Origin of the sequence: Pseudomonas sp. PDM28 (genome assembly GCF_019219115.1) — a bacterium.
Classification (GTDB): Bacteria; Pseudomonadota; Gammaproteobacteria; order Pseudomonadales; family Pseudomonadaceae; genus Aquipseudomonas; species Aquipseudomonas laurylsulfatiphila.
In genome coordinates, this window is the sequence record NZ_JAHUWG010000009.1 from 330,861 (window position 1) to 354,487 (window position 23,627).

General features: G+C 62.4%; 10 protein-coding genes. 5 read left to right on the top strand and 5 right to left on the bottom strand.

Features of this window, described 5'->3' with window-relative positions; translation table 11 throughout:
• Positions 1-15: 15 nt before the first annotated feature.
• From atuC to KW841_RS21930, 3 genes are read right to left on the bottom strand one after another with little or no spacing between them, the layout of a single operon-like run.
• Entirely contained in the window at positions 16-1,632 is a 1,617-nt protein-coding gene (atuC, locus tag KW841_RS21920) for a geranyl-CoA carboxylase subunit beta (RefSeq protein WP_218479715.1), read from the bottom strand.
• 3 nt (positions 1,633-1,635) lie between these two features.
• Positions 1,636-2,505, bottom strand: a complete 870-nt coding sequence (locus tag KW841_RS21925; protein ID WP_007973449.1) for an SDR family oxidoreductase — start codon at positions 2,503-2,505, stop codon at positions 1,636-1,638.
• A gap of 12 nt (positions 2,506-2,517) precedes the next feature.
• Entirely contained in the window at positions 2,518-4,320 is a 1,803-nt protein-coding gene (locus tag KW841_RS21930) for an acyclic terpene utilization AtuA family protein (RefSeq protein WP_218479716.1), read from the bottom strand.
• 177 nt (positions 4,321-4,497) lie between these two features.
• Between KW841_RS21930 and KW841_RS21935 the strand changes: the two genes are divergently transcribed.
• The 3 genes from KW841_RS21935 to KW841_RS21945 all read left to right on the top strand — a co-directional run bounded on the left by KW841_RS21935 (position 4,498) and on the right by KW841_RS21945 (position 7,126).
• The gene (locus KW841_RS21935) at positions 4,498-5,124 is read left to right on the top strand and encodes a TetR/AcrR family transcriptional regulator (protein ID WP_007973446.1); all 627 of its coding nucleotides are present in this window, start codon (positions 4,498-4,500) and stop codon (positions 5,122-5,124) included.
• A 153-nt stretch (positions 5,125-5,277) separates the two neighbouring features.
• On the top strand, positions 5,278-6,036 hold the full coding sequence (locus KW841_RS21940; RefSeq protein WP_218479717.1) for an ABC transporter substrate-binding protein: 759 nt from the start codon (positions 5,278-5,280) through the stop codon (positions 6,034-6,036).
• A gap of 76 nt (positions 6,037-6,112) precedes the next feature.
• Positions 6,113-7,126, top strand: coding sequence for a GNAT family N-acetyltransferase (locus tag KW841_RS21945; RefSeq protein WP_218479718.1), 1,014 nt, complete (start codon positions 6,113-6,115; stop codon positions 7,124-7,126).
• Positions 7,127-7,252: 126 nt separating this feature from the next.
• Here the strand turns inward: KW841_RS21945 and KW841_RS21950 are convergent, their stop codons facing one another.
• Positions 7,253-7,801 (bottom strand): RNA polymerase factor sigma-70, encoded by a 549-nt coding sequence (locus tag KW841_RS21950; protein WP_218479719.1) that lies wholly within the window; start codon positions 7,799-7,801, stop codon positions 7,253-7,255.
• Between the two features lie 385 nt (positions 7,802-8,186).
• On the opposite strand from KW841_RS21950, the gene KW841_RS21955 reads away from it, so the two are divergent.
• Positions 8,187-21,185, top strand: coding sequence for a non-ribosomal peptide synthetase (locus KW841_RS21955; protein WP_218479720.1), 12,999 nt, complete (start codon positions 8,187-8,189; stop codon positions 21,183-21,185).
• A gap of 72 nt (positions 21,186-21,257) precedes the next feature.
• Here the strand turns inward: KW841_RS21955 and KW841_RS21960 are convergent, their stop codons facing one another.
• Positions 21,258-22,502 (bottom strand): hypothetical protein, encoded by a 1,245-nt coding sequence (locus KW841_RS21960; RefSeq protein ID WP_218479721.1) that lies wholly within the window; start codon positions 22,500-22,502, stop codon positions 21,258-21,260.
• A gap of 236 nt (positions 22,503-22,738) precedes the next feature.
• Here KW841_RS21960 and KW841_RS21965 point away from each other — a divergent pair, with 236 nt between their 5' ends.
• The gene (locus KW841_RS21965) at positions 22,739-23,551 is read left to right on the top strand and encodes an alpha/beta fold hydrolase (protein ID WP_218479722.1); all 813 of its coding nucleotides are present in this window, start codon (positions 22,739-22,741) and stop codon (positions 23,549-23,551) included.
• Positions 23,552-23,627: the final 76 nt, after the last annotated feature.

Genomic DNA, 23,627 nt, shown 5'->3' on the forward strand with positions numbered 1-23,627 from the left:
TCTCCTTGAGCCGGTCTAGAGCCGGGCTACGCCAAAACTGTTGGCTTGCAATGGCCGCACCTGGGCCTCGTGACAAATGTCCAGCAAGTAACCGAGCAAGGTCCGGGTATTGCGCGGGTCGATCAAACCGTCGTCCCACAGATTGGCACTGCCGTAGAGCGCCGTGGACTGGCTGTCGAGTTTCTGCGCGGTGACTTGTTCCAGCATGTCGAGCATTTTCGGATCGGGCACCAGGCCATCCTTGGCCTGTTTGGCCTCGGTGACGATGCGCAGCACCTTGCCCGCTTGCGCACCGCCCATCACGGCGGTGCGGCTGTTGGGCCAGGCGAAGATGAAGCGCGGGTCGAGGCCGCGTCCGCACATTGCATAGTTGCCGGCACCGTAGGAGCCGCCGACGACTATGGTCAGCTTCGGCACCCGGGCGTTGGCCACCGCTTGAATCATCTTCGCGCCGTGTTTGATCACGCCCTGCTGTTCGGATTCGGTGCCGACCATGAATCCGGTGGTGTTGTGGAAAAACAGCAACGGCGTCTGGCTCTGGTCGCACAGCTGAATGAATTGCGCAGCCTTGCTCGCGCCCTTGGGCGTGATCGGGCCGTTGTTGCCGATGAAGCCACAGGCGCGTCCCTGAATTTTCAGGTGACCGCAGACGGTCTGCTGATCGAACTCGCCCTTGAACTCAAGAAAGTTCGAAGCGTCGGCAATCCTGGCGATGATTTCGCGTACGTCGTAGGGTTTTTTCGGGTCATCCGGGATCAGGCCGAGCAGTTCGTCGATAGGGTACAGCGGCTCCTCCCAGCGTCGTTCGGGCGGTTGGGGCAACTGCTCGTTCCACGGCAGCAGGCTGACGATCTCGCGTACCTGTCGCACTCCGTCGGCGTCGTTTTCAGCCAGGTATTCGGCGGTGCCGGCAGTTTGTGCGTGCATCTCGGCGCCACCCAGTTCTTCATCGGTCGCGACTTCGCCGGTGGCGGCCTTGAGCAGGGGCGGCCCGGCGAGAAACAGTTTGGCCTTGCCGCGCACCACCACCACGTAGTCCGACAAACCCGGCTGATAGGCGCCTCCCGCCGTGGCCGAGCCATGCACCACAGTCACCTGCGGTAAACCCATGGCCGACATCCGCGCCTGATTGGCAAAGCTGCGCGCGCCTTCGACGAAAATCTCCGCCGCGTAATTGAGGTTGGCGCCGCCGCTTTCGGCGAGGGTGATCACCGGCAGTTTGTTTTCCATGGCGATCTGCTGCAGGCGCAGGGATTTCTTCAAGCCGCTGGGGGAGATGGTCCCGCCCCTGATTGCGCTGTTGTTCGCCACCACCAGCACGCGCACGCCAGACACATAGCCGATACCGGCGATCAGGCCGCCACCGGCGCAGCTGCCGTCCTTGTCGTCGTGCAGCTTGTAGCCGGCCAGGCTCGCCAGTTCGAGAAACGGCGCGCCGGGGTCGAGCAGCAGATTGAGGCGCTCGCGGGGCAATAACTGACCGCGTTTTTCAAACCTGGGCTTGGCTTCGGCGGCCTTGTCCAGCAGGTTCTGTTCGAGCACGCGGACTTGTTCGATGGCGCTCAGCATTGCCTTACGGTTCTGGGCGAACGGCTCGCTGTGGGGATCGAGTTGCGACTGAATCACCGGCATGGGTTATTCCTTGTCCTTCAACACGTCGGGTATGTAGGCGCGGTGGAAACCGTTGTACGACTCGCTGTTGGTTGCCTTGTGGATCGGCCAGGCGCGCCCGCCGAGGCTGGCGGCGCCGTCGATGCGCAGGGTGCTGCCGCTGACGAACGCCGCTGCCGGGCTGAGCAGGAAAACGATCGCCGCGCTGACTTCCGATTCGGTGCCGATGCGCTTGAGCGGTACGTGTTCGCGCAGGGTCGGGATCACGGCCTTGAAGGCGCCTTCGTAGGTGTCCATGCCGCTGGAGGCAACCCAACCCGGCGCCACGGCGTTGACCCGCACGCCGGCATGACCCCATTCGTACGCGGCGGTCTTGGTCAGGTTGTCCATACCCGAACGTGCCGCGCCGGAGTGGCCCATGCCGGGCATGCCGCCCCACATGTCGGCGAGCATGTTGACGATGGCGCCACCGTGCTGGCTCATGGACTGGTTGAACACTTCCCGGGCCATCAGGAAGCCGCCCACCAGATTGGTGCGCATCACGGTTTCGAAACCCTTCTGATTGATCGAGGCCAAGGGCGACGGGTACTGCCCGCCGGCATTGTTGACCAGGCCATGGATCGGACCGTGCTTGCGAATCAGTTCGCTGACCAGATGCGTCACCGCTTCCTCCTCGCGGATATCGCAAACGGCCCAGTCGGCCTTGCCACCGTCTTCGGCGATCTCTGCCGCAACGGTTTTGAGCTTGTCGGCCTTGCGCCCGACCAGCAGCACATGGGCGCCGAGGGCCGCCAGTTCGTGGGCGGTGCAGCGGCCGATGCCGCTGCCGCCACCGGTGACGATGATGTTTTGGCCGGCAAACAAATCGGCTTTGAAAATCGAATCGTAGGCCATGGCGACAATCCTCTAGTTGAACTGGTCGGCGATGCGCTGCGGCACCGGGATCTGGATTTCCAGCAGTTGCTGGGCGAAGGCTTTGCCCTGCGGGTCGATTCGCAGGCTGGCGACACCGCCGCCGCCAAGGGCGTTTTCCAGCAGGAAATTCAGGCTGTGGCTGGCGGGCAAGTACCAGCGTTCGACCCGCCCGTGGATGGGATCGAGGACGTGGCCCATCCAGTCGACGATCACTTCCGGGGTCAGGGCTTCGGCGATCCATGGCAGGAATTCGGGATCGCGGGCCATGACGCCGATGTTGCTGTGGTTGCCCTTGTCGCCAGAGCGGGCGACCGCCAGCTTGACCAGTGCCACGCTGGCGTCGGCCTGGCCAGTCGGCTTCGGTGCAGCGAACGGGGCTGGCAGGTCCAGCGGGTCGAGCGTATCGAGGGCGGGCAGGGCACAGGGGTGGCGCCGGCCCATGAAATCAATGTCCAGCGTGCAGGCGGTTTTGTCGATGAGGAACGAGAACAGTCGGATCAGCGGATACACCGTCGGCCGACCACCGACAATGCCGGTCAGCCCTGGCGCCATGCCGGTGGCGGCCTGGGCAATCTCCCGGGAGAACAGGATCAAGGCCTGCTTGTCCGGATGGCGCACGGCGAGTTTGATCACCACTTCGCGGCTGTCCTGCCGCTGGCCGTGGGGGCCATAGGTGGCCTCGCTGCCCAGCAACTCGATATTCACCTCGCTGTACGGCGCCCAGCCGCGCTGGCTGAACATTTCCGAGGTCTTGTTGATGATCGCCGCGCTGACTCGGTGCGCCTTGTCGACGGCATCGATGCCGGCAATCAGGCAACTGGCGGTACAGCGAAAACCATCGGGGTACGTGGCGCTGACCTTGTATTGAGCCGTCGGCGGCAGGCCTTTGGCGCCGTGTACCTGCACCGCGTTCTTGCCTTGTTGCAGCAGTTTGACCTGAGTGAAGTCGCACACCACGTCGGGCAGCAGATATGCGCGCGGATCACCGATTTCATAGAGCATCTGTTCACCCACTGTCAGCGGCGTGACCAGGCCACCGGTACCTTGCGGTTTGCTGACGATGAACTGGCTGTCGGCGCTGACTTCGACGATGGGAAAACCGATGTGTTCGTAGTCGGGCACGTCGCGCCAATCGGTGAAGTTGCCGCCCGTGCACTGGGCGCCGCATTCGATGATGTGCCCGGCCAATGCGGCCTGGGCGAGTTTGTCGTAGTCGTGCCACGACCAGCCGAACTCATGTACCAGCGCAGCGCTGACCACCGCACTGTCGACCACGCGCCCGGTGATCACGATGTCCGCGCCCAGACGCAGGGCTTCGACGATGCCGGGTGCGCCGAGGTAGGCATTGGTCGAGACGCATCTCGATGGCAGGGGCGCACCGCTGAACATTTCATGAATGCCTTGATTGCCCAGCTGTTTGAATTGCGGTTGCAAGTCATCACCCAGCAGCACGGCGATTTTCAACGCCACCCCGGCCTTGTCACAGGCCGCTTGCAGGGCGGCGGCGCAGGCTTGGGGGTTGACCCCGCCGGCATTGCTGATGACCCGGATGTTGTGCTGCGCGAGCTGCGGCAGCAAGGGCGCGAGCACTTCGATGAAGTCGCCCGCATACCCGGCCTGGGGATCTTTCATCCGTGCGCCGGCCATGATCGACAGGGTGATCTCGGCCAGGTAGTCGAAGACCAGATAGTCCAGATGCCCGTGTTCCACGAGTTGCGCGGCAGCGGTCGAGGTATCGCCCCAGAAGGCGCTGGCGCAACCGATGCGAATTGATTTTGGCGCAGTCCGTTCCATAGCCACCTCCAACCCAAGTGCGTCGACATTACCAAGCAAGCGCTTGGTTTGTAAATGACTGGGTTATCTTCTGCCAAGCGCTTGCTTGGTTGCATCCATGAGCTTAAATTGCCCGCGCAACCCCGTTGATTTCGGGGTGATCGGCGTTATTGATTGATCGACTGTAGGAGAGAACGGGTGGACGAGCAAAAAGCCCTGCGGGTCATGCGTGAATTGGTGGACGACGGCCAATTGACCGACCCGGACAGCGCCCGTGGCAAGCTGCTGCAAGTGGCGGCCCACCTGTTCCGCAATAAAGGCTACGAGCGCACCACCGTGCGCGATCTGGCCGGTGCCGTGGGCATTCAGTCCGGGAGTATTTTCCATCACTTCAAAAGCAAGGACGAAATCCTGCGCGCGGTGATGGAGGAAACCATCCGCTACAACACCGCGTTGATGCGTGCGGCCATCGCCGAGGCCGGCAATGTGCGCGAACGGGTGCTGGCGCTGATCCGCTGCGAATTGCAGTCGATCATGGGTGGCAGCGGTGAGGCCATGGCCGTGCTGGTCTACGAATGGCGCTCGCTGTCCGAAGAGGGCCAGGCCAAGGTCCTGGCGCTGCGCGAAATCTACGAAGACATCTGGCTGCAAGTACTGGGCGAAGCCAAGAGCGCCGGGTTTATCCGCGGCGATGTGTTCATTACCCGCCGCTTCCTGACCGGCGCATTGTCATGGACCACCACCTGGTTTCGCGCCGGCGGTAGCATGAGCCTTGATCAGTTGGCCGATGAAGCGTTGATTCTGGTGCTGGAAGACCGGCAATAAAGTTGTGTTGCCCGGCATTAAACTGGCTAACTTGTAGAAAACGCCTAGCTTGAAGGCATTGATGCCGTTTTATTGGGGAGTGAGCTTGTTTTGAGGGGGTCGCCAATTCGGACAGCTTCGCGGCTTTTGCTCGCGACGCTTGCGGCGTTAACGATGCTGCCATCCCAGGCTGCGCAACTGGTGCGCATTGGTGCCGCGCATTTTCCGCCCTACACCGTGCGCCCGGAATCCGGGGCCGATACCGGGTTGCTGCCGCAACTGGTCGAGGCCCTGAACGCAGCGCAAAGTGACTATCAGTTTGTCCTGGTGCCCACGTCCATTCCACGGCGTTTCGGTGACTTGAAGCAGGGCCGGGTCGACATGGCCATCTTCGAAAATCCGGCCTGGGGTTGGGTAGACATTCCCCATACCGCCGTCGACATGGGGCTGGAAGACGCCGAGATTTTTGTCGCGCAACGCCTGCCAGATCGGCAGCAAAGCTATTTTGCCGACCTGAGCGGCAAGCGCCTGGCACTCTTCAGCGGTTATCACTACGAGTTCGCCAACTTCAATGCCGAGCCCCAGTACCTGCAAAAAAACTACAACGCCACGCTGACCTATTCCCATGACAGCAATCTGCTGATGGTGTTACGCGGTCGCGCCGACATCGCCCTGGTCACGCGCTCTTACCTGAACGACTATTTTTTGCGCAATCCGAATGTCGCCAAGGAGTTGTTGGCGTCCGATCGCATCGATCAGGTCTATCACCATTACGCCATCCTGCGCCCGGCGGCCCCCATCAGCGGCGAAGCCTTCGGCAAGTTGTTGCAGGGCTTGCGCGACAGTGGCCAGATGCTGAGGATTTTCGATCCGTACAAGATTGCGGTGGTGCCGGTCCCGCACAACGAACCGCTACCTCAAGTCGTCAATTGACGTTCTTGTCCTAAATTTCCCGCCGTGGCTGACGTCACCTCGTTGAACTGTCGACGATTATCGTGAGCCCGCCCCCATGTCCAATCTGAATGACCTGACTGCCCTGTGCCTGCCGACCGGCAGTCGTCTTGCCGCTGATGAAACGCAAGGCCGCCTGAGCCTCAGCCTGGAAGGCCAGCCCTTGCTCACCCTGCGGCTCAATCGTGGCCCCGAGTTGCACGTGCAATTGCTGGAGCGCTTCAGTCACCCCGAAGGGCAAGCGATATGGGCGGCCTGTTACTGGCTGTTCGCCCGCGACCCCGACTGTCAGCGCCTGGTCTGGCAACTGCAAGAGGTGCCGCACGAAGCTGTGCTCAGTGGTTTGCTGATTCCGACTCCCTTCAATGGCCAGTATTGCTGCGAGCGCACCTTGTTCTGGCAGTTGCCGCAGCCATGGCTGGGGCACTCCCTGACCGGCAGCTACCCACAGCAAATGGTCATCACCGGCGGCAAGCGTCATCCGCTGCGAGCAGTGAAACCCCGGGGTGAGGTGTATCGACGATTCGATGCGCGGCTGGGCGCCTGGATTTCCCTGCGTACCCTGGAAATCGAGCAGGACCTGGCGCGTTTCAATCGTTGGCAGAACAGTCCGCGTGTCGCCAGCTTCTGGCAGGAGCAGGGCAGTCTCGAACAGCATCGCCAATACCTGAGCAAACTCGAGGCCGATCCGCACACCCTGACGCTGATCGGGTGTTTCGACGAACAGCCGTTCGCATACTTCGAAGCCTACTGGGCCAAGGAGGATCGCATCGCACCCTTCTATGATGCCGGCGATTACGACCGTGGCATTCACATGCTGGTGGGTGAGGAAAACCATCGCGGTCCGCACAAGGTGGCGAGCTGGTTATCGGCGCTGGTGCATTACCTGTTTCTCGATGATCCACGCACGCAGCGCGTAGTGGCCGAGCCTCGTGCCGATAACGCGAAGATGATCGGGTACATGCACAACCAGTGCTTTCACTGCGAGAAAGAGTTCGACTTCCCGCACAAGCGCGCGGCCTTGATGGTATTGGGGCGGGAGCGGTTTTTCGATCGGTGCGCACTGGCTTGATAGGTACGGCTCAAGCTCTGTATAGACCTTGAGTCCGCTATCGCGAGCAAGCTCGCTCCTACAGGGTGTGTGCTGAATCTGTGGGAGCGGGCTTGCTCGCGAAGGGAGCGACGCAGATTTCAGATCTTAGTGGCGAGCGGCTGTATCGCCACGATTCCCCGACACCTTGCGGCAGTGCACCAGCGCATCGCGGATCATGAAGTTAACCAGGGTTGGCGAGACGCCGAGTTCCTTGGCGATGTCTTTTTGCGGTACGCCGTGCAGGCGATACATCTCGAAGGCGTAGCGGGTGCGGCTCGGCAACTCGGTCAACGCATCGGCAATGTGCTCCAGCGTCGAGAAATTGATGTGCGAGGTTTCCGGTGACGCACCCTGGATCACCACATTCAGCCCTTCTTCTTCAGGGCCGGAATACTTCTGCTCCAGCGCCTGCTTGCGGTAGTGGTCGATCGCCAGGTTGCGCACGATCTGGAACAGGTAGCTGAGCTGGGCCTTGATCGAACTGGTGATGGGCGGGGCCGATTGCAACCGGAAGAACGCGTCCTGCACAACATCTTCGGCACGTGAGCGGCAACCGGTAATACGGGCTGCGATCTTCACCAGAATCAGTCGATTATCGACGAATGCCTGAAGTAGCGGTGTATCGCACCTGCTTGTGGATACTGGTTCCATCATGGAAATCACCTTGCTGCAAAAGGTTAGTGGGACGGGGATAAACCGGGGGGGGCCGTCCTGCACAATCGAGCGACAAATTAGGCTTAATGATAATGATTGTCAAATGAGAAAAAGAATTGATGCGCAACAAAGGTGCAGAGTGCGAACTGCGACACGTTGACGCCCCCTTCAGCCCGCCTGGCGCTGCAACCTGGCGACTAATTATTTCAAGACGTCATCCGTTCTCATTGGTGAATTGCACAGCGCAACCCTCATCACCCCGTAGGAGCGAGCTCGCTCGCGATGGTCGTCAACGATGACGATGGGCACCTGACACCCCGCGGTGTTCTCCGGATTTTCGCGAGCAGGCTCGCTCCTACCAAGCCGAAATCAGGCAGGAAACCTCATGACCGACGCGTTCGAACTCCCCAGCACAATGGTCCAAGCCCTTCAGCGCCGCTCGGCCCTGACGCCGGATCGGGTGGCCCTGCGTTTTCTTGCCGAGACCCCGGAACAGGCTGTGGTGCTCAGTTATCGCGAGCTGGATCAGCGGGCGCGGACGATTGCCGGCGCCTTGCAGGCTCAAGCAGATTTTGGCGACCGCGCCGTGTTGTTGTTCCCCAGCGGTCCGGATTACGTCGCGGCGTTCTTCGGTTGCCTGTACGCCGGGGTGATCGCGGTGCCGGCCTACCCGCCGGAGTCGACGCGTCGTCATCACCAGGAACGCCTGCTGTCGATCATCAGCGATGCCCAACCGCGCTTGCTGCTGACCAGCGCCGGGCTACGCGATGCATTGCAGTCAATCGAAGGGGCACCGCCGTTGCTGTGTGTCGACACCCTCGACGACGCACTGGCCGAACGCTGGGTCGCGGCGGATTTGCAGGACGATCACATCGCCTTCCTGCAATACACCTCCGGCTCCACCGCGTTGCCCAAGGGCGTGCAAGTCAGCCACGGCAATCTGGTCGCCAACGAATTGCTGATTCGTCACGGCTTTGGCATCGACCTCAACCCCGACGATGTGATCGTCAGTTGGCTGCCGCTGTACCACGACATGGGCCTGATCGGCGGTTTGCTGCAGCCGATTTTCAGCGGCGTGCCTTGTGTATTGATGTCGCCGGCGTACTTCCTCGGCCGGCCGTTGCGCTGGCTGGAAGCGATCAGCGAATACGGCGGCACCATCAGCGGCGGACCGGATTTTGCCTATCGCCTGTGCAGCGAGCGGGTCAGCGAATCGGCCTTGGAACGGCTGGACCTGAGTGGCTGGCGCGTGGCGTATTCCGGTTCCGAACCGATTCGCCTCGACACCCTGGAACGCTTCGCCGAGAAGTTCGCGACCTGCGGTTTCACCGCGGACAGCTTCATGGCCTCTTACGGTCTGGCCGAAGCCACCTTGTTCGTGGCCGGCACAGCGCGCGGCGAAGGCATCGGCAACCTGCGGGTGGACGATCAGGCCCTGGCGCAGAACCGGGTGGAAGCGGGCGAGGGCAGCCCGATCATGAGTTGTGGCATCAGCCAGCCGGCTCACGCCGTGCTGATCGTCGACCCGGTCTCTCTCAGCGAACAGGCCGACAACGCCGTCGGTGAAGTCTGGGCCAGCGGGCCGAGCATCGCCCTCGGTTATTGGCGCAACCCTGAGGCGTCAGCCAAGACGTTCGTCCGGCACGCCGGCCAGACCTGGCTGCGAACCGGTGACCTGGGTTTCATGCGCAACGGCGAGCTGTTCATCACCGGCCGCCTGAAGGACATGCTGATCGTGCGCGGGCACAACCTGTACCCGCAGGACATCGAGCAGACCATCGAGAGCGAAGTGGAAGTGGTGCGCAAGGGCCGCGTTGCCGCCTTTGCCGTCACGGTCGATGGTCAGGAGGGCATCGGCATCGCCGCCGAAATCAGCCGCAGCGTGCAGAAAATCCTGCCGCCCGAGGCCCTGATCAAAGCCATTCGCCAGGCCGTCGCCGAGGCGTATCAGGAAGCACCGAGCATGGTGGTGCTGCTCAATCCGGGCGCGCTGCCCAAGACGTCCAGCGGCAAATTGCAACGCTCGGCGTGCCGCAGTCGACTGGCGGACGGCAGCCTCGACAGCTACGCGGTGTTCCCGTCGGCCAGCGTCGAAAGTGCAAGCCAGGTCGAGTCGGGCTCTGAGCTGCAAAGCCTGATCGGCCGGATTTGGTGCGAGCAATTGCAGGTCGGGCAGGTGGGCGCCGACGATCATTTCTTCCTGCTCGGTGGCAACTCCATTGCAGCGACGCAAGTGGTGGCGCGTCTGCGTGAAGCGCTGGGACTGGAGTTGAACCTGCGCCTGCTGTTCGAAGCCCCGACCCTCGGCGCCTTCGCCGATGTCGTGGCCCGTCAGCAACAGGACGTTGGCCTGGCCCAGGGCGCGATCACGGCGCTGTCGCGCCAGCAACCGATGCCGCAATCGTTGGCACAAAACCGTTTGTGGATCACCTGGCAACTCGACCCCCACAGCAGCGCCTACAACATTCCGGGTGCCTTGCGCTTGCGTGGCGAACTGGACGAGGACGCATTGCGCGCCAGTTTCCAGCAGTTGATCGAGCGCCACGAATCCCTGCGCACGCGCTTCTTCGAGCGTGATGGCGTGGCCCTGCAGCAGGTCACTGCGGGTGCTGAGTTCAACCTGCAAACGATCGACATCAGCGATCTGCCGGCCGCCGAACGTGAGGCCCGTGCACTGCAAATCCGTGAGGACGAGGCGCGTACCCGGTTCGACCTGGAGAAAGGCCCGCTGCTGTGGGTGACGCTGGTGCGCCTCGACGACGAAGACCATCAGTTGTTGGTGACGATGCATCACATCATCGCGGACGGCTGGTCGCTGAATGTGCTGATCGACGAGTTCTCGCGCCTGTATGCGGCGGCCTCCCAAGGCCAGCAAGCGCTGCTGGCGCCATTGCCGACGCAGTACGCCGATTACGCCAGCTGGCAGCGCCAATGGCTGGCGCAAGGGGAGGGCGAGCGGCAACTGGCCTACTGGAAAGCCCGTCTGGGCGATGAGCATCCGACCCTGAGCCTGGCCACCGATCATCCACGCTCCGCACAACAATTGCGCAGCGCCGCCCGCCATACCGTGCGTCTGGGCGCGGCCCTCAGCGATGGGATTCGCCAGACCGCCCAGGCCCACGAATCGACCTCCTTCATGCTGCTGCTCGCCGCGTTCCAGGCCTTGTTGCATCGCTACAGCGGTCAGCGTGACATCCGCATCGGCGTGCCGAACGCCAACCGTCCGCGCCTGGAAACCCAGGGCCTGATCGGCTTTTTCATCAACACCCAGGTGCTGCGCGCCGAGGTGGATTCACGGCTGCCGTTCACTGAACTGCTGGGGCAAACCCGTCAGGCAGCGCTGGGTGCGCAAGCGCATCAGGACTTGCCGTTCGAACAGCTGCTTGAAGCCTTCCCGCAGGCCCGTGAACAGGGTTTGTTCCAGGTCATGTTCAACCACCAACAGCGCGACCTCAGTGCCTTGAAGCGTCTGCCGGGGTTGCTCGCCGAAGAGCTGCCGTGGCACAGCCGGGAAGCCAAGTTCGATCTGCAATTGCACAGTGAAGAAGATCGCAACGGTCGCCTGAGCCTGTCCTTCGACTATGCCAGCGAGTTGTTCGATGCGACGACCATCGAGCGTCTGTCCGAGCATTACGCCAACCTGTTGCGTGAAGTCTGCGAGCGTCCGCAAACGGCCCTCGGCGGTCTACAACTGCTCACTGAGTCTGAGCACCATCAGCAAGCGAACTGGTCCGTTGCACCCTGCACACCGGCCAGTCAATGGCTGCCGGAACGGCTTGACGAACAAGCCCGACTGACCCCGCAGCGCACGGCGCTGCTGTGGGACGGCGGTCAGTTGGACTTCGCCGGACTGCACACCCAGGCCAACCGCCTGGCCCACTACCTGCGCGACAAGGGCGTCGGCCCGGACGTCTGCGTGGCCATTGCCTGCGAGCGTTCGCCGCAACTGCTGATCGGCCTGCTGGCGATCATCAAGGCCGGTGGTGCCTATGTACCGCTGGATCCGGACTACCCGGCCGAGCGCCTGTCCTACATGCTCAGCGACAGCGGTGTCGAATTGCTGCTGACGCAAACCGGGTTGCTCGATCGCTTGCCGGCCAGCCAGGGCGTCAGTGTGATCGCCATGGACACCTTGCACCTGGACAACTGGCCAAGCCAGGCGCCGGGCCTGCATCTGCAGGGCGATAACCTCGCCTATGTGATTTACACCTCGGGATCGACCGGCCAACCCAAAGGCGTGGGCAACACCCACGCGGCACTGGCCGAGCGCCTGCAATGGATGCAGCAAACCTATCAGTTGAACGAAACCGATGTGCTGATGCAAAAGGCGCCGATCAGTTTCGACGTGTCGGTGTGGGAGTGCTTCTGGCCGCTGATCACCGGCAGTCGCCTGTTGATTGCCGGCCCCGGCGAACACCGCGATCCGCATCGCATCGCGCAGCTTGTGCAAGCGTACGGGGTGACCACGCTGCACTTCGTGCCGCCGCTGCTTTCGTTGTTCATCGACGAACCGCTCAGCGCGCAATGCACCAGCCTGCGCCGCGTATTCTCCGGCGGCGAAGCCTTGCCTGCGGAGCTGCGCAACCGCGTGCTGGCGCAACTGCCGGCCGTACAGTTGCACAACCGTTACGGCCCGACCGAAACCGCAATCAACGTCACCCATTGGCAGTGCTCCAGCGCCGATGGCGAACGCTCGCCGATTGGCCGGCCACTGGGCAATGTGATCTGCCGCGTGCTCGACAGCGAGCTCAATCCGGTGCCGGCCGGTGTACCGGGTGAGTTGTGCATCAGTGGCAGCGGCCTGGCGCGTGGCTACTTGGGCCGCCCGGGGCTGACTGCCGAGCGTTTTGTCGTCGACCCATTGGACGAGCACGGCGCGCGTCTGTACCGCACCGGTGATCGTGCACGCTGGACTGGCGATGGCGTGATCGAGTATCTCGGTCGCCTCGATCAGCAGGTCAAGCTGCGCGGTTTCCGCGTCGAGCCACAGGAAATCGAAGCCCGTCTGCTGGCGCAGGAGGGTGTCGCCCAAGCGGTGGTGCTGGTGCGCGAAACGGCGGCGGGTGGACAACTGGTCGGTTACTTCACCACCACCGACACTGCTGAGTCCATCGATGCGCAAACGACTCGCCTGAAAGCGGCGCTGACGGCGCAGCTGCCGGAATATATGGTCCCGGCCCAGTTGATGCGTCTGGACCAGATGCCCCTCGGCCCGAGCGGCAAACTCGACCGTCGCGCCTTGCCGGAGCCGCAGTGGCAGGTTCGCGAACACGTTGAGCCCGTGACCGAACTGGAACAGCAAATCGCCGGCATCTGGCGCGAAGTGCTGGGCCTGACGCCAGTCGGCTTGCGCGATGATTTCTTTGCCCTCGGCGGCCACTCGCTGCTGGCCACGCAAATCATCTCCCGCACCCGTCAGGCCTGTGACGTCGAGTTGCCGCTGCGGGCGCTGTTCGAACACAGCGAACTGGGTGCATTTGCCGAACAGGTCCGCCTGATCCAGGCCAGCGGCAGCACCAACAAACAGCCGCCGATTGAAACAATCGACCGTCGCCAGGCGGTGCCGCTGTCCTATTCCCAGCAGCGCATGTGGTTCCTCTGGCAGATGGAGCCGGACAGCCCGGCCTATAACGTGGGCGGCATGGCGCGGCTACGCGGCGTGCTGGATGTCGCGCGGTTCGAAGCGGCGCTGCAAGCCTTGATCATGCGCCATGAAACCCTGCGCACTACGTTCCCGAGCGTTGACGGTGTCGCTCGCCAACAGGTGCACATGGAGACCGGCGTGCGCATGGCGTGGAAGGATTTCACCGCGCTGGATGCCGAAGACCGTGAGTGGCAGGTCCAGCAACTGGCCGACGACGAAGCCCACCAGCCGTTTGATCTGGAAACCGGACCGCTGCTGCGTGCGTGCCTGGTCAAGACTGCCGAGCAGGAACACTACTTCGTTCTGACCCTGCACCACATCGTCACCGAAGGCTGGGCGATGGACATCTTTGCCCGGGAACTCAGCGCGCTGTACGAAGCCTTTGTCGACGACCGTGAGTCGCCGCTGGCGCCGTTGCCGGTGCAGTACCTGGATTACAGCGTGTGGCAGCGTCAGTGGCTGGAGTCGGGCGAGCGTCAGCGTCAGCTCGATTACTGGACCACGCAACTGGGCCATGAACATCCGCTGCTGGAGTTGCCGGCCGACCGTCCGCGTCCGCCGGTACAAAGCCATCAGGGTGAGCTCTATCGCTTTGACCTGAGCGACGAGCTTGCGGCACGGGTCCGTGCCTTCAATGCCCGGCACGGCCTGACCCTGTTCATGACCATGACCGCCGTACTGGCGACCCTGCTGTACCGCTATAGCGGCCAGACTGATCTGCGCATCGGCGCGCCTGTGGCCAACCGCATTCGTCCGGAAAGCGAAGGGCTGATCGGTGCATTCCTCAACACCCAGGTGCTGCGCTGCCAGCTCGACGGGCAGATGTCTGTCGGCGAGCTGGTTGAGCAGGTGCGGCACACGGTGATCGAAGGCCAGTCCCATCAGGACCTGCCGTTCGATCATCTGGTGGAAGCCCTGCAACCGCCACGCAGTGCGGCCTACAACCCGTTGTTCCAGGTGATGTGCAACGTGCAGCGCTGGGAATTCCAGCAAAGCCGCACCCTGGCCGGCATGACGGTCGAGTACCTGGCCAACGATGCCCGCGCGACCAAGTTCGACCTCAACCTGGAAGTCACCGACCTCGACCATCGCCTGGGTTGCTGCCTGACCTACAGCACCGATTTGTTCGACGAGCCGCGCATCGCCCGCATGGCCGGGCATTGGCGTAACCTGCTGGAGGCGCTGATTGGCGATCCGCAACAACGCTTGAGCGAACTGCCGCTGCTGGCGTCCGGCGAGCAACAGCTTCTGCTCGACAGCCTCGGCGTCGAGCCGGGTGAACATCGGCTGGATCAGTGCATCCATTACCTGTTCGCCGAGCAAGCCCTGGTGCGCCAGGACGCGCCGGCCCTTACCTTCGCCGGGCAGACCCTGAGCTATGCCGAACTCGATAGCCGCGCCAACCGCCTGGCCTGGATGCTGCGCGAACGTGGTGTCGGCCCCCAGGTTCGTGTGGGCCTGGCACTCGAGCGTTCGCTGGAAATGGTGGTCGGCCTGTTGGCGATCCTCAAGGCGGGCGGCGCCTATGTGCCGCTGGATCCGGAATACCCGCTGGACCGCTTGCACTACATGATCGAAGACAGCGGCATCGGTTTGCTGCTCAGCGATGCGGCGATGTTCAAGGCCCTGGGCGAGTTGCCGGCGACTGTCGGCCGCTGGTGTCTTGAAGAAGACGCCGCTGCACTGGCCCATTTCCCGGCCAGCGAGCTGCCGTTGATCAGTCTGGCGCAGCATCAGGCCTACCTGATCTACACCTCGGGCTCGACCGGGAAACCGAAAGGCGTGGTGGTGTCCCACGGTGAAATCGCCATGCATTGCCGCGCGGTGATCGAGCGTTTCGGTATGCGCCCCGACGACTGCGAGCTGCACTTCTATTCGATCAACTTCGACGCCGCCACCGAGCGTTTGCTGGTGCCGCTGCTCAGTGGCGCGCACGTGGTGTTGCGAGCACAAGGGCAGTGGGACGCGGAAGAAATCTGCGGCCTGATCCGTCGTCATCACATCAACGTACTCGGTTTCACGCCGAGCTACGGCAGCCAGTTGGCGCAATGGCTGGCGACCCAGGACCAGACCCTGCCGGTGCGCATGATCATCACCGGCGGCGAAGCGCTGACCGGTGAGCACTTGGCGCGCATTCGTGCAGCGTTCAAGCCGAGCCGGTTCTTCAACGCCTACGGCCCGACCGAGACAGTGGTCATGCCGCTGGCCAGCCTTGCGCCTGAAGTGCTGGAAGAGGGCGCAGGCAGCGTACCGATCGGCAGTGTGATCGGCGACCGCGTGGCCTACATTCTCGACGCCGACCTGGCGTTGGTGCCGCAAGGCGCGACGGGCGAGTTGTACGTCGGTGGCGCGGGCCTGGCCCAGGGTTATCACCAGCGTCCGGGCATGACAGCGGAGCGCTTTGTGGCCGATCCGTTTGCCGCCGATGGCGGGCGTATCTATCGCACCGGTGACCTTGTGCGCCAGTGTGCCGATGGCCTGGTGGAATACCTTGGACGCATCGACCATCAAGTGAAGATTCGCGGGTTCCGCATCGAGCTCGGTGAAATCGAAACCCGCCTGCTGGACCATGATGCAGTCCGTGAGGCGGTCGTGCTGGCGCTTGACGCACCGAGCGGCAAGCAACTGGTCGGCTATCTGGTGACGGATGTCGCCGAACAGGACGAAGCGCAGCAATCGATGTTGCGCGAAGCCCTCAAGGCGCATCTGAAATCGCAACTGCCGGATTACATGGTGCCCACGCACCTGATCCTGCTGGCGAGCATGCCGTTGACCGGCAACGGTAAACTCGACCGCCGCGCGCTCCCGGCACCGGACCCGGAGCTGAATCGCCAAGACTACGTGGCGCCGACCAACGAGCTCGAAGTCACGCTGGCGCAGATCTGGTGCGAAGTGCTGAACGTCGAGCAGGTCGGTCTCAACGACAACTTCTTCGAACTGGGCGGCGACTCGATCCTGTCGATCCAGGTGGTCAGCCGGGCGCGGCAGCAGGGCATTCACTTCAGCCCTCGTGACCTGTTCCAGCACCAGACCGTGCAGACCCTCGCCGCCGTGGCCACCCGCAGCGAGCAGGCCAACGCCGAGCAGGGTTTGATCATGGGCGAGTCGCGCCTGACACCGATCCAGCACTGGTTCTTCGACACCGATATCGCGCAACGCCAACACTGGAACCAGGCGTTGTTGTTGCAACCGACGGTGGTGCTGGAATCTCATCGCCTGGAGCAAGCGTTGCTGGCGGTGATCGAACAGCACGACGCCTTGCGCCTGCGTTTTGGCAAGGTTGCCGGCCAGTGGCAGGCCTTGCACCAGCCAGTTTTCGATGCGCCGGTGTTGTGGCAAGTGCGCGTTTCGTCGATGGATAAATGCGCGGCCTTGTTCGCCGATGCCCAGCGCAGTCTCGACCTTGAACAGGGGCCCTTGCTGCGCGTGTTGCTGGTCGATGGACCTGAGGGTCAGCAACGCTTGTTTATCGCCATTCACCACTTGGTGGTGGACGGTGTGTCGTGGCGGGTGCTGCTCGATGACCTGCAAACCGTGTATCGCCAACTGGAGGCGCGGCAGTCGGTGAAGCTGCCGGCGAAAACCAGCGCCTTCAAGGACTGGGCAGCACGCTTGCAGGCCTACGCCGGCAGTGAGTCCCTGCGCGAAGAGCTGGGCTGGTGGCAGGCGCAACTGGCCGGGCCAAGTGCCGATTTGCCCTGCGATCACCCTGAAGGCGGGCGGCAAAACCGTCATGCGCAAACCGTCAGCGTGCGTCTCGACAGCGAGCGTACGCGGCAGTTGCTGCAACAGGCGCCAAGTGCCTATCGCACCCAGGTCAACGACTTGCTGTTGACCGCTTTGGCCCGCGTGCTGTGTCGCTGGAACGGTCAGCCATCGGCGCTGATTCAGCTGGAAGGTCACGGCCGCGAAGCGCTGTTCGACGACATCGACCTGACCCGCACGGTGGGCTGGTTTACCAGTGCTTATCCGCTGCGCCTGACGCCGTCGAACATCGAAGAAGCCGCCGGGCAGGGCGCGTCGATCAAGGCGATCAAGGAACAGCTGCGTGCCGTGCCGCACAAGGGCCTGGGTCATGGCGTGCTGCGTTACCTCGCCGATGAGCCGAGTCGCCACAGCATGGCGGCGTTGCCGCAGGCACCGATCACCTTCAACTACCTCGGCCAGTTCGACCAGAGCTTCGGCGCGGACGCGCTGTTCCATCCACTGGATGAAGCCATCGGCGCGGCCCACGATGCCAATGCCCCGTTGCCCAATGAGCTGAGCGTCGACAGTCAGGTGTATGGCGGTGAACTGGTATTGCGCTGGACCTTCAGCGCCGAACGCTTCGATCCGTCAACCATCGGCGAGTTGGCCGATGCCTACCTCGGTGAGTTGAGCAGTCTGATCGAGCATTGCCTGCGCGACGACGCCGGAGGCCTGACGCCGTCGGACTTCCCGCTGGCGCAGCTCAATCAGACGCAACTGGATGCGCTGCCAGTCCCGGCCGCCGCTATCGAAGACGTCTACCCGTTGACCCCGATGCAGGAAGGCATGCTGTTGCACACCTTGCTGGAGCCGGGCACCGGCCTGTACTACATGCAGGACCGCTACCGCATCAACAGCGAGCTGGATCCGCAGCGTTTCGCCCAGGCCTGGCAAGCCGTAGTCGCCCGCCACGAAGCGTTGCGCGCGTCGTTCTGCTGGAACGTCGGCGCGGACATGCTGCAGGTGATCCACAAACCGGGCAGCACACCGATCGAGTACCTCGACTGGCGTGATATCGCCGAAGCCGAGCAAGAGCCGAAGCTGCAAACCTTGCTCAGGACCGAACGCGAGGCCGGGTTCGATCTGCTCAACCAGGCGCCGTTCCACTTGCGTCTGATCCGTGTGGGCGCGGCGCGCTTCTGGTTCATGATGAGCAATCATCACATCCTCATCGATGCCTGGTGCCGCTCGCTGCTGATGAACGATTTCTTCGAGATCTACAGCGCCCTCGGCGAAGGCCGGGAAGCGCAGCTTGGGCCTGTATCGCGTTATCGAGACTACATTGGCTGGCTGCAACGCCAGAGCCTGGACGAAGCGCGGCAATGGTGGAAAACCAACCTGCAGGGGTTTGAGCGGACCACGCCGATCCCGAGCGACCGGCCGTTCCTGCGTGAACATGCGGGTGACAGTGGCGGCATGATCGTCGGCGACCGCTACACACGGCTCGATCCCCGCGACGGTGCGCAATTGCGCGAACTGGCCCAGGCCCATCAGCTGACCATCAACACCTTCGCCCAGGCGGCGTGGGCGCTGGTGCTGCGACGCTTGAGCGATGATCGCGACGTGCTGTTCGGCGTCACCGTGGCCGGGCGTCCGGTGGAGATGCCGCAGATGCAGCGCACCGTCGGCCTGTTCATCAACAGCATCGCGCTGCGGGTGAAGATGCCCGAGGACGGCCAGCGATGCAGCGTGCGCCAGTGGCTCAGCGGTCTGCTCGACAGCAACATGCAACTGCGTGAATACGAATACCTGCCGCTGGTGAACATCCAGGAGCAAAGCGAGCTTCCCAAAGGCCAGCCACTGTTCGACAGCCTGTTCGTGTTCGAAAACGCCCCGGTGGAAGTCTCGGTGCTGGACCGTGCGCAGAGCCTCAACGCGACCTCGGATTCGGGCCGGACCCACACCAACTTCCCGCTGACGGCCGTGTGCTATCCGGGGGATGACCTGGGCTTGCACCTGTCCTACGACCAGCGCTATTTCGATGAAGCCACGGTCGAGCGCATGCTCGGCGAGTTCAAGCGTTTGCTGCTGGCGCTGGTGGAAGGTTTCCACGGCGACATGGCCGACCTGCCGTTGCTGGGGGCCGAGGAGCAGGACTTCCTCCTCCATGGTTGCAACCAGAGCGAACACGAGTATCCGCTGGAGCAGAGCTACGTTTCATTGTTTGAGACGCAGGTCGCCCGCCACCCTCAGCGGATTGCCGCCACCTGTCTTGACCGGCAGTACAGTTATCTGGAGCTGAACCAGCGCAGTAACCGTCTCGGTCATGCATTGATCGCCGCCGGTGTCGGGCGCGATCAACCGGTGGCATTGCTGGCCGAACGCAGCCTCGATTTGCTCGGCATGATCATCGGCAGCTTCAAGGCCGGCGCGGGTTACCTGCCGCTGGACCCGGGCCTGCCGAGCCAGCGTCTGAGCCGGATCATCGAACTGAGCCGCACGCCACTGCTGGTGTGCACGCAAGCGTGCCGTGAACAGGCGCAGGCCTTGCTTGACGAGTTAAGCTGCGCCGGCCGGCCACGGCTGCTGGTCTGGGAGGAGGTCCAGGCCCTTGCGCTGTCGGCGGACAATCCCGGCATCTACAGCGGTGCGGACAACCTGGCCTATGTGATCTACACCTCCGGTTCCACCGGTTTGCCCAAAGGCGTGATGGTCGAGCAGCGCGGCATGCTCAATAACCAATTGAGCAAAGTGCCGTACCTGAACCTGAGCGCCGCCGACGTGATCGCCCAGACCGCCTCGCAAAGCTTCGACATTTCCGTGTGGCAGTTCCTCGCCGCGCCACTGTTCGGCGCACGGGTGGATATCGTGCCGAACACCATCGCCCACGATCCGCAGGGTTTGCTGGCGCATGTTGCGGCCCAGGGCATCAGCGTGCTGGAAAGCGTGCCATCGCTGATCCAGGGCATGCTCGCCCAGGAGCGCATGAGCCTCGACGGCCTGCGCTGGATGCTGCCAACCGGTGAGGCGATGCCGCCGGAACTGGCGCACCAATGGTTGCTGCGTTATCCGCAGATCGGCCTGGTGAATGCCTACGGTCCGGCGGAGTGCTCGGATGATGTGGCGTTCTTCCGTGTCGACCTGGCCTCGACCCGCGGCAGCTATTTGCCGATCGGTACGCCGACCGACAATAACCTGTTGTATGTGCTCGATGGTGCACTGAAACTGGTGCCGCTGGGTGCGGTGGGTGAACTGTGTGTCGCCGGCACCGGGGTCGGGCGCGGTTATGTCAGCGACCCGCTGCGCACGGCTCCGGTGTTTGTGCCGAACCCGTTCGGCGCGCCGGGCGAGCGCCTGTATCGCACCGGCGACCTGGCCCGCCGTCGCAGTGACGGCGTGCTGGAGTACGTGGGGCGCATCGACCATCAGGTGAAGATTCGCGGCTACCGCATCGAGCTGGGTGAAATCGAGGCGCGCCTGCATGAACAACCGGAAGTCCGCGATGCGGCGGTGGGTGTGCAGGAAGGGGCGAACGGCAAGCATCTGGTGGGCTATCTGGTCGCGGCGCAGGTGGCGTTGAGTCCGGCCGAGGGATTGGAGCGGATCAAGCAACGCCTGCGCGCCGAATTGCCGGAATACATGGTGCCGCTGCACTGGCTGTGGCTGGACAAGATGCCGCTGAACGCCAACGGCAAACTGGACCGCAAAGCCCTGCCGGCATTGGAGATTGGTCAGATGCAGAGCCAGGATTACCAGGCGCCGCGCAATGATCTGGAGCAGACCCTGGCGGACATTTGGGCTGAGGTACTGAAGGTCGAGAAGGTGGGTGTTCGCGACAACTTCTTCGAACTGGGCGGGCATTCGCTGCTGGCCACGCAGATCGCCTCGCGGGTGCAGAAAACCCTGCAACGGGACGTGCCGTTGCGGGCGATGTTCGAGTGCAGCACGGTGGAGGAGTTGGCCGGGTACATCGACGGATTGGCGGCCAGCGAGATCACCGAGGAGAAGGTGGATCGCCTGAATGACCTGATGGCGGAGCTGGAAGGGTTGTAGATCTCCATTACTGTTGAACGGGCCACGCAGACAGTACGTCGATGCTCACTGCATCGACGTACTGTCGGATGCTCAGACGGGATTGGGGTCGCCCTTATGCCAGATGGTCAGGTTATCGATAGATCCGTGCTTTAGACTTTCCACTTCGATGCAATGGAGCAGGCGACCTTGCGGGGCCTGAAAATTCACCCAGGTCCGGCTTTCAACCCAGCGCTCCTCAAGCAATAAATCATCCTCGCCGATGAACTTGAAGGTCGCGCCTTCGCCGGTTGTCGCGTAGGCAAACCTGATGCGGCTGCACTTCCATTTGAGCGGTAAGCGTGCTCGCCGCAATTGTTCCGATGCACCTCCGCAGCACAGCGCCAACGCCTTTCCCTTAAGCATTTCCGGGAAGTCTTCGGGTTCTGTTCGCACGACATGGAGCCCGATGCCCGTGTGAGAGTCTTGAGGCAGTTCGAGCTTTAAAAGACGTGTGTCGATAGTACTGCCAGGTCTGAGAAACTCCTTTTTTGGATAGCTTTCAAAGTCGTCGAACTCCTCAATTTCAGTCACCCGTAGCTTGGCGGTAGTGTGAAGCAGCTCATGGGCGTTTTCCGGCAGGAGAGAAACCGAAGGATCTAACGGCGGTGTACCGGGCGCACCGTCGAACGTCACGGCCACATTCAAGGTGACGGAGGAATAGTCCTCACAACCGGCCAGCCAGGTGCGCGAGAGCTCCAGTTCAAACCTGTCTTCAGCGTCAGCCTCTTGCGTCGTTACAACATGGTTTTCCACCACCCAATCGAAACGGTAGTTGCCAATCTGGTGCTCATTGCCGACGGCAAGGATCCACAAACGCTGTCCGGCGGCAATGAGGGGCCACTTTGGCAGGGCGATCCGGGCATTGCCGGCAAACCAACGCATGTCCAGCCACCAATCGCCTTCAACCCATTGCAGGTCGCGGAATAAAGGTGCCGGCAAATGCTCGGGATGAATCATTTCGACCGTCAGTTCCAGTCGGTAAGACTCTAGCGTCTGATCGTCCAGTGTCGCGGTGTACCAAACGGGAATGGTTTTACCGACACAGGCACCGATGACTGACGCATCGATCGCAATTACCACACTGCCACTGGCACGGCCATCGACTACCGGCAGTGTTGGCCTGCCTGCACCTGATGGCCCGTCCCAATGCAATTGAATCCTGTGTCCTTTGCTCATGCCTTCAAAGGCAACGGTGACCTTGGTGCCATTCATGGCATCCAGGGGATAGAGCAGATTCTCACTGGTTGCGTACTTGACTGTGGGGTACGGCAATTCCGGCGATTGTTTTTTAGCCACGGTAACCACTCCTGTCGGTAGATCGACGATTTTGGCAGTGGTTAGGTATGCACTCGAAACAGGGGGGCGGCTACTGTCAGAGTTGACAGTTTTACTGGCGTAAAAAGGTGATTCCGACCAATGGCTCCGAGCGCCCGCCCGTGGTGACGCTTATACAAACGCATACATTCTGGCGATTGACTGCGACCGGTCAGCCGCTCAGTCTTCCGGTTCAATTTTTCCCGCGGAGACAGTCGATGCCCTTCGTAACGATAGACGGACAAGCCCTTCACTACATTGATCAAGGCACCGGCCCGGCGGTGCTGCTGGCCGGCAGTTACCTGTGGGATCAGAGCATGTGGGCGCCGCAGATTGCCGCGCTGGCGCAACAGTATCGCGTGATAGCCCTGGACCTGTGGGGGCACGGTCAATCCGGGCCGTTGCCTGTCGGCACTGCATCGCTGGATGACCTGGCGCGTCAGGCATTGGTCTTGCTCGATCATCTGGACATCGAGCGGGTCACGCTGGTCGGTTTGTCGGTCGGTGGCATGTGGGGAACGCGCCTGGCCTTATCGGCTGCACACCGGATCAACGGGCTGGTGCTGATGGACACCTACGTCGGCGCTGAACCTGAGCCGACCCGCCAGTATTACTTTTCACTGTTGAAGCAGATCGAAGAGGCGGGTGTCATCACTCCTGCGCTGCTGGACATCGTGGTGCCGATCTTCTTTCGCCCCGGTATCGACCCGCAATCGGCGCTGTATCGCAACTTCCGTGCTGCGTTGGCTGCCTTGCCCGCCGATCGCCTGCGTGAAAGCATCGTGCCGATGGGGCGCATTACCTTTGGTCGTGATGACTGTATGAACCGGCTGGGCGAGCTGGACGGTGCCAGCACACTGGTGATGTGCGGTGATCAGGACATTCCGCGTCCGCCGGAGGAAGCCCGTGAAATGGCTGAGCTGATTGGCTGCCCGTGGGTGCTGGTGCCGGAGGCGGGACATATTTCCAGTCTGGAGAATCCGCAGTTCGTGACCGAAACCCTGCTGGCATTTTTGGCCGAGAGAGTTTAGTCGGTTGTGCTGGCCTCATCGCGGGCAAGCCCGCTCCCACAAGGGCAGGTGGCGAACACAGATTTTGTGAACACCA

Bases quoted from the DNA above. Each gene is read 5' to 3' on its own strand.
- KW841_RS21950 (WP_218479719.1), bottom strand. From the start codon at position 7,801: ATGATGGAACCAGTATCCACAAGCAGGTGCGATACACCGCTACTTCAG.
- KW841_RS21940 (WP_218479717.1), top strand. From the start codon at position 5,278: ATGCTGCCATCCCAGGCTGCGCAACTGGTGCGCATTGGTGCCGCGCAT.
- KW841_RS21955 (WP_218479720.1), top strand. From the start codon at position 8,187: ATGACCGACGCGTTCGAACTCCCCAGCACAATGGTCCAAGCCCTTCAG.
- KW841_RS21930 (WP_218479716.1), bottom strand. From the start codon at position 4,320: ATGGAACGGACTGCGCCAAAATCAATTCGCATCGGTTGCGCCAGCGCC.
- KW841_RS21925 (WP_007973449.1), bottom strand. From the start codon at position 2,505: ATGGCCTACGATTCGATTTTCAAAGCCGATTTGTTTGCCGGCCAAAAC.
- atuC (WP_218479715.1), bottom strand. From the start codon at position 1,632: ATGCCGGTGATTCAGTCGCAACTCGATCCCCACAGCGAGCCGTTCGCC.
- KW841_RS21945 (WP_218479718.1), top strand. From the start codon at position 6,113: ATGTCCAATCTGAATGACCTGACTGCCCTGTGCCTGCCGACCGGCAGT.
- KW841_RS21965 (WP_218479722.1), top strand. From the start codon at position 22,739: ATGCCCTTCGTAACGATAGACGGACAAGCCCTTCACTACATTGATCAA.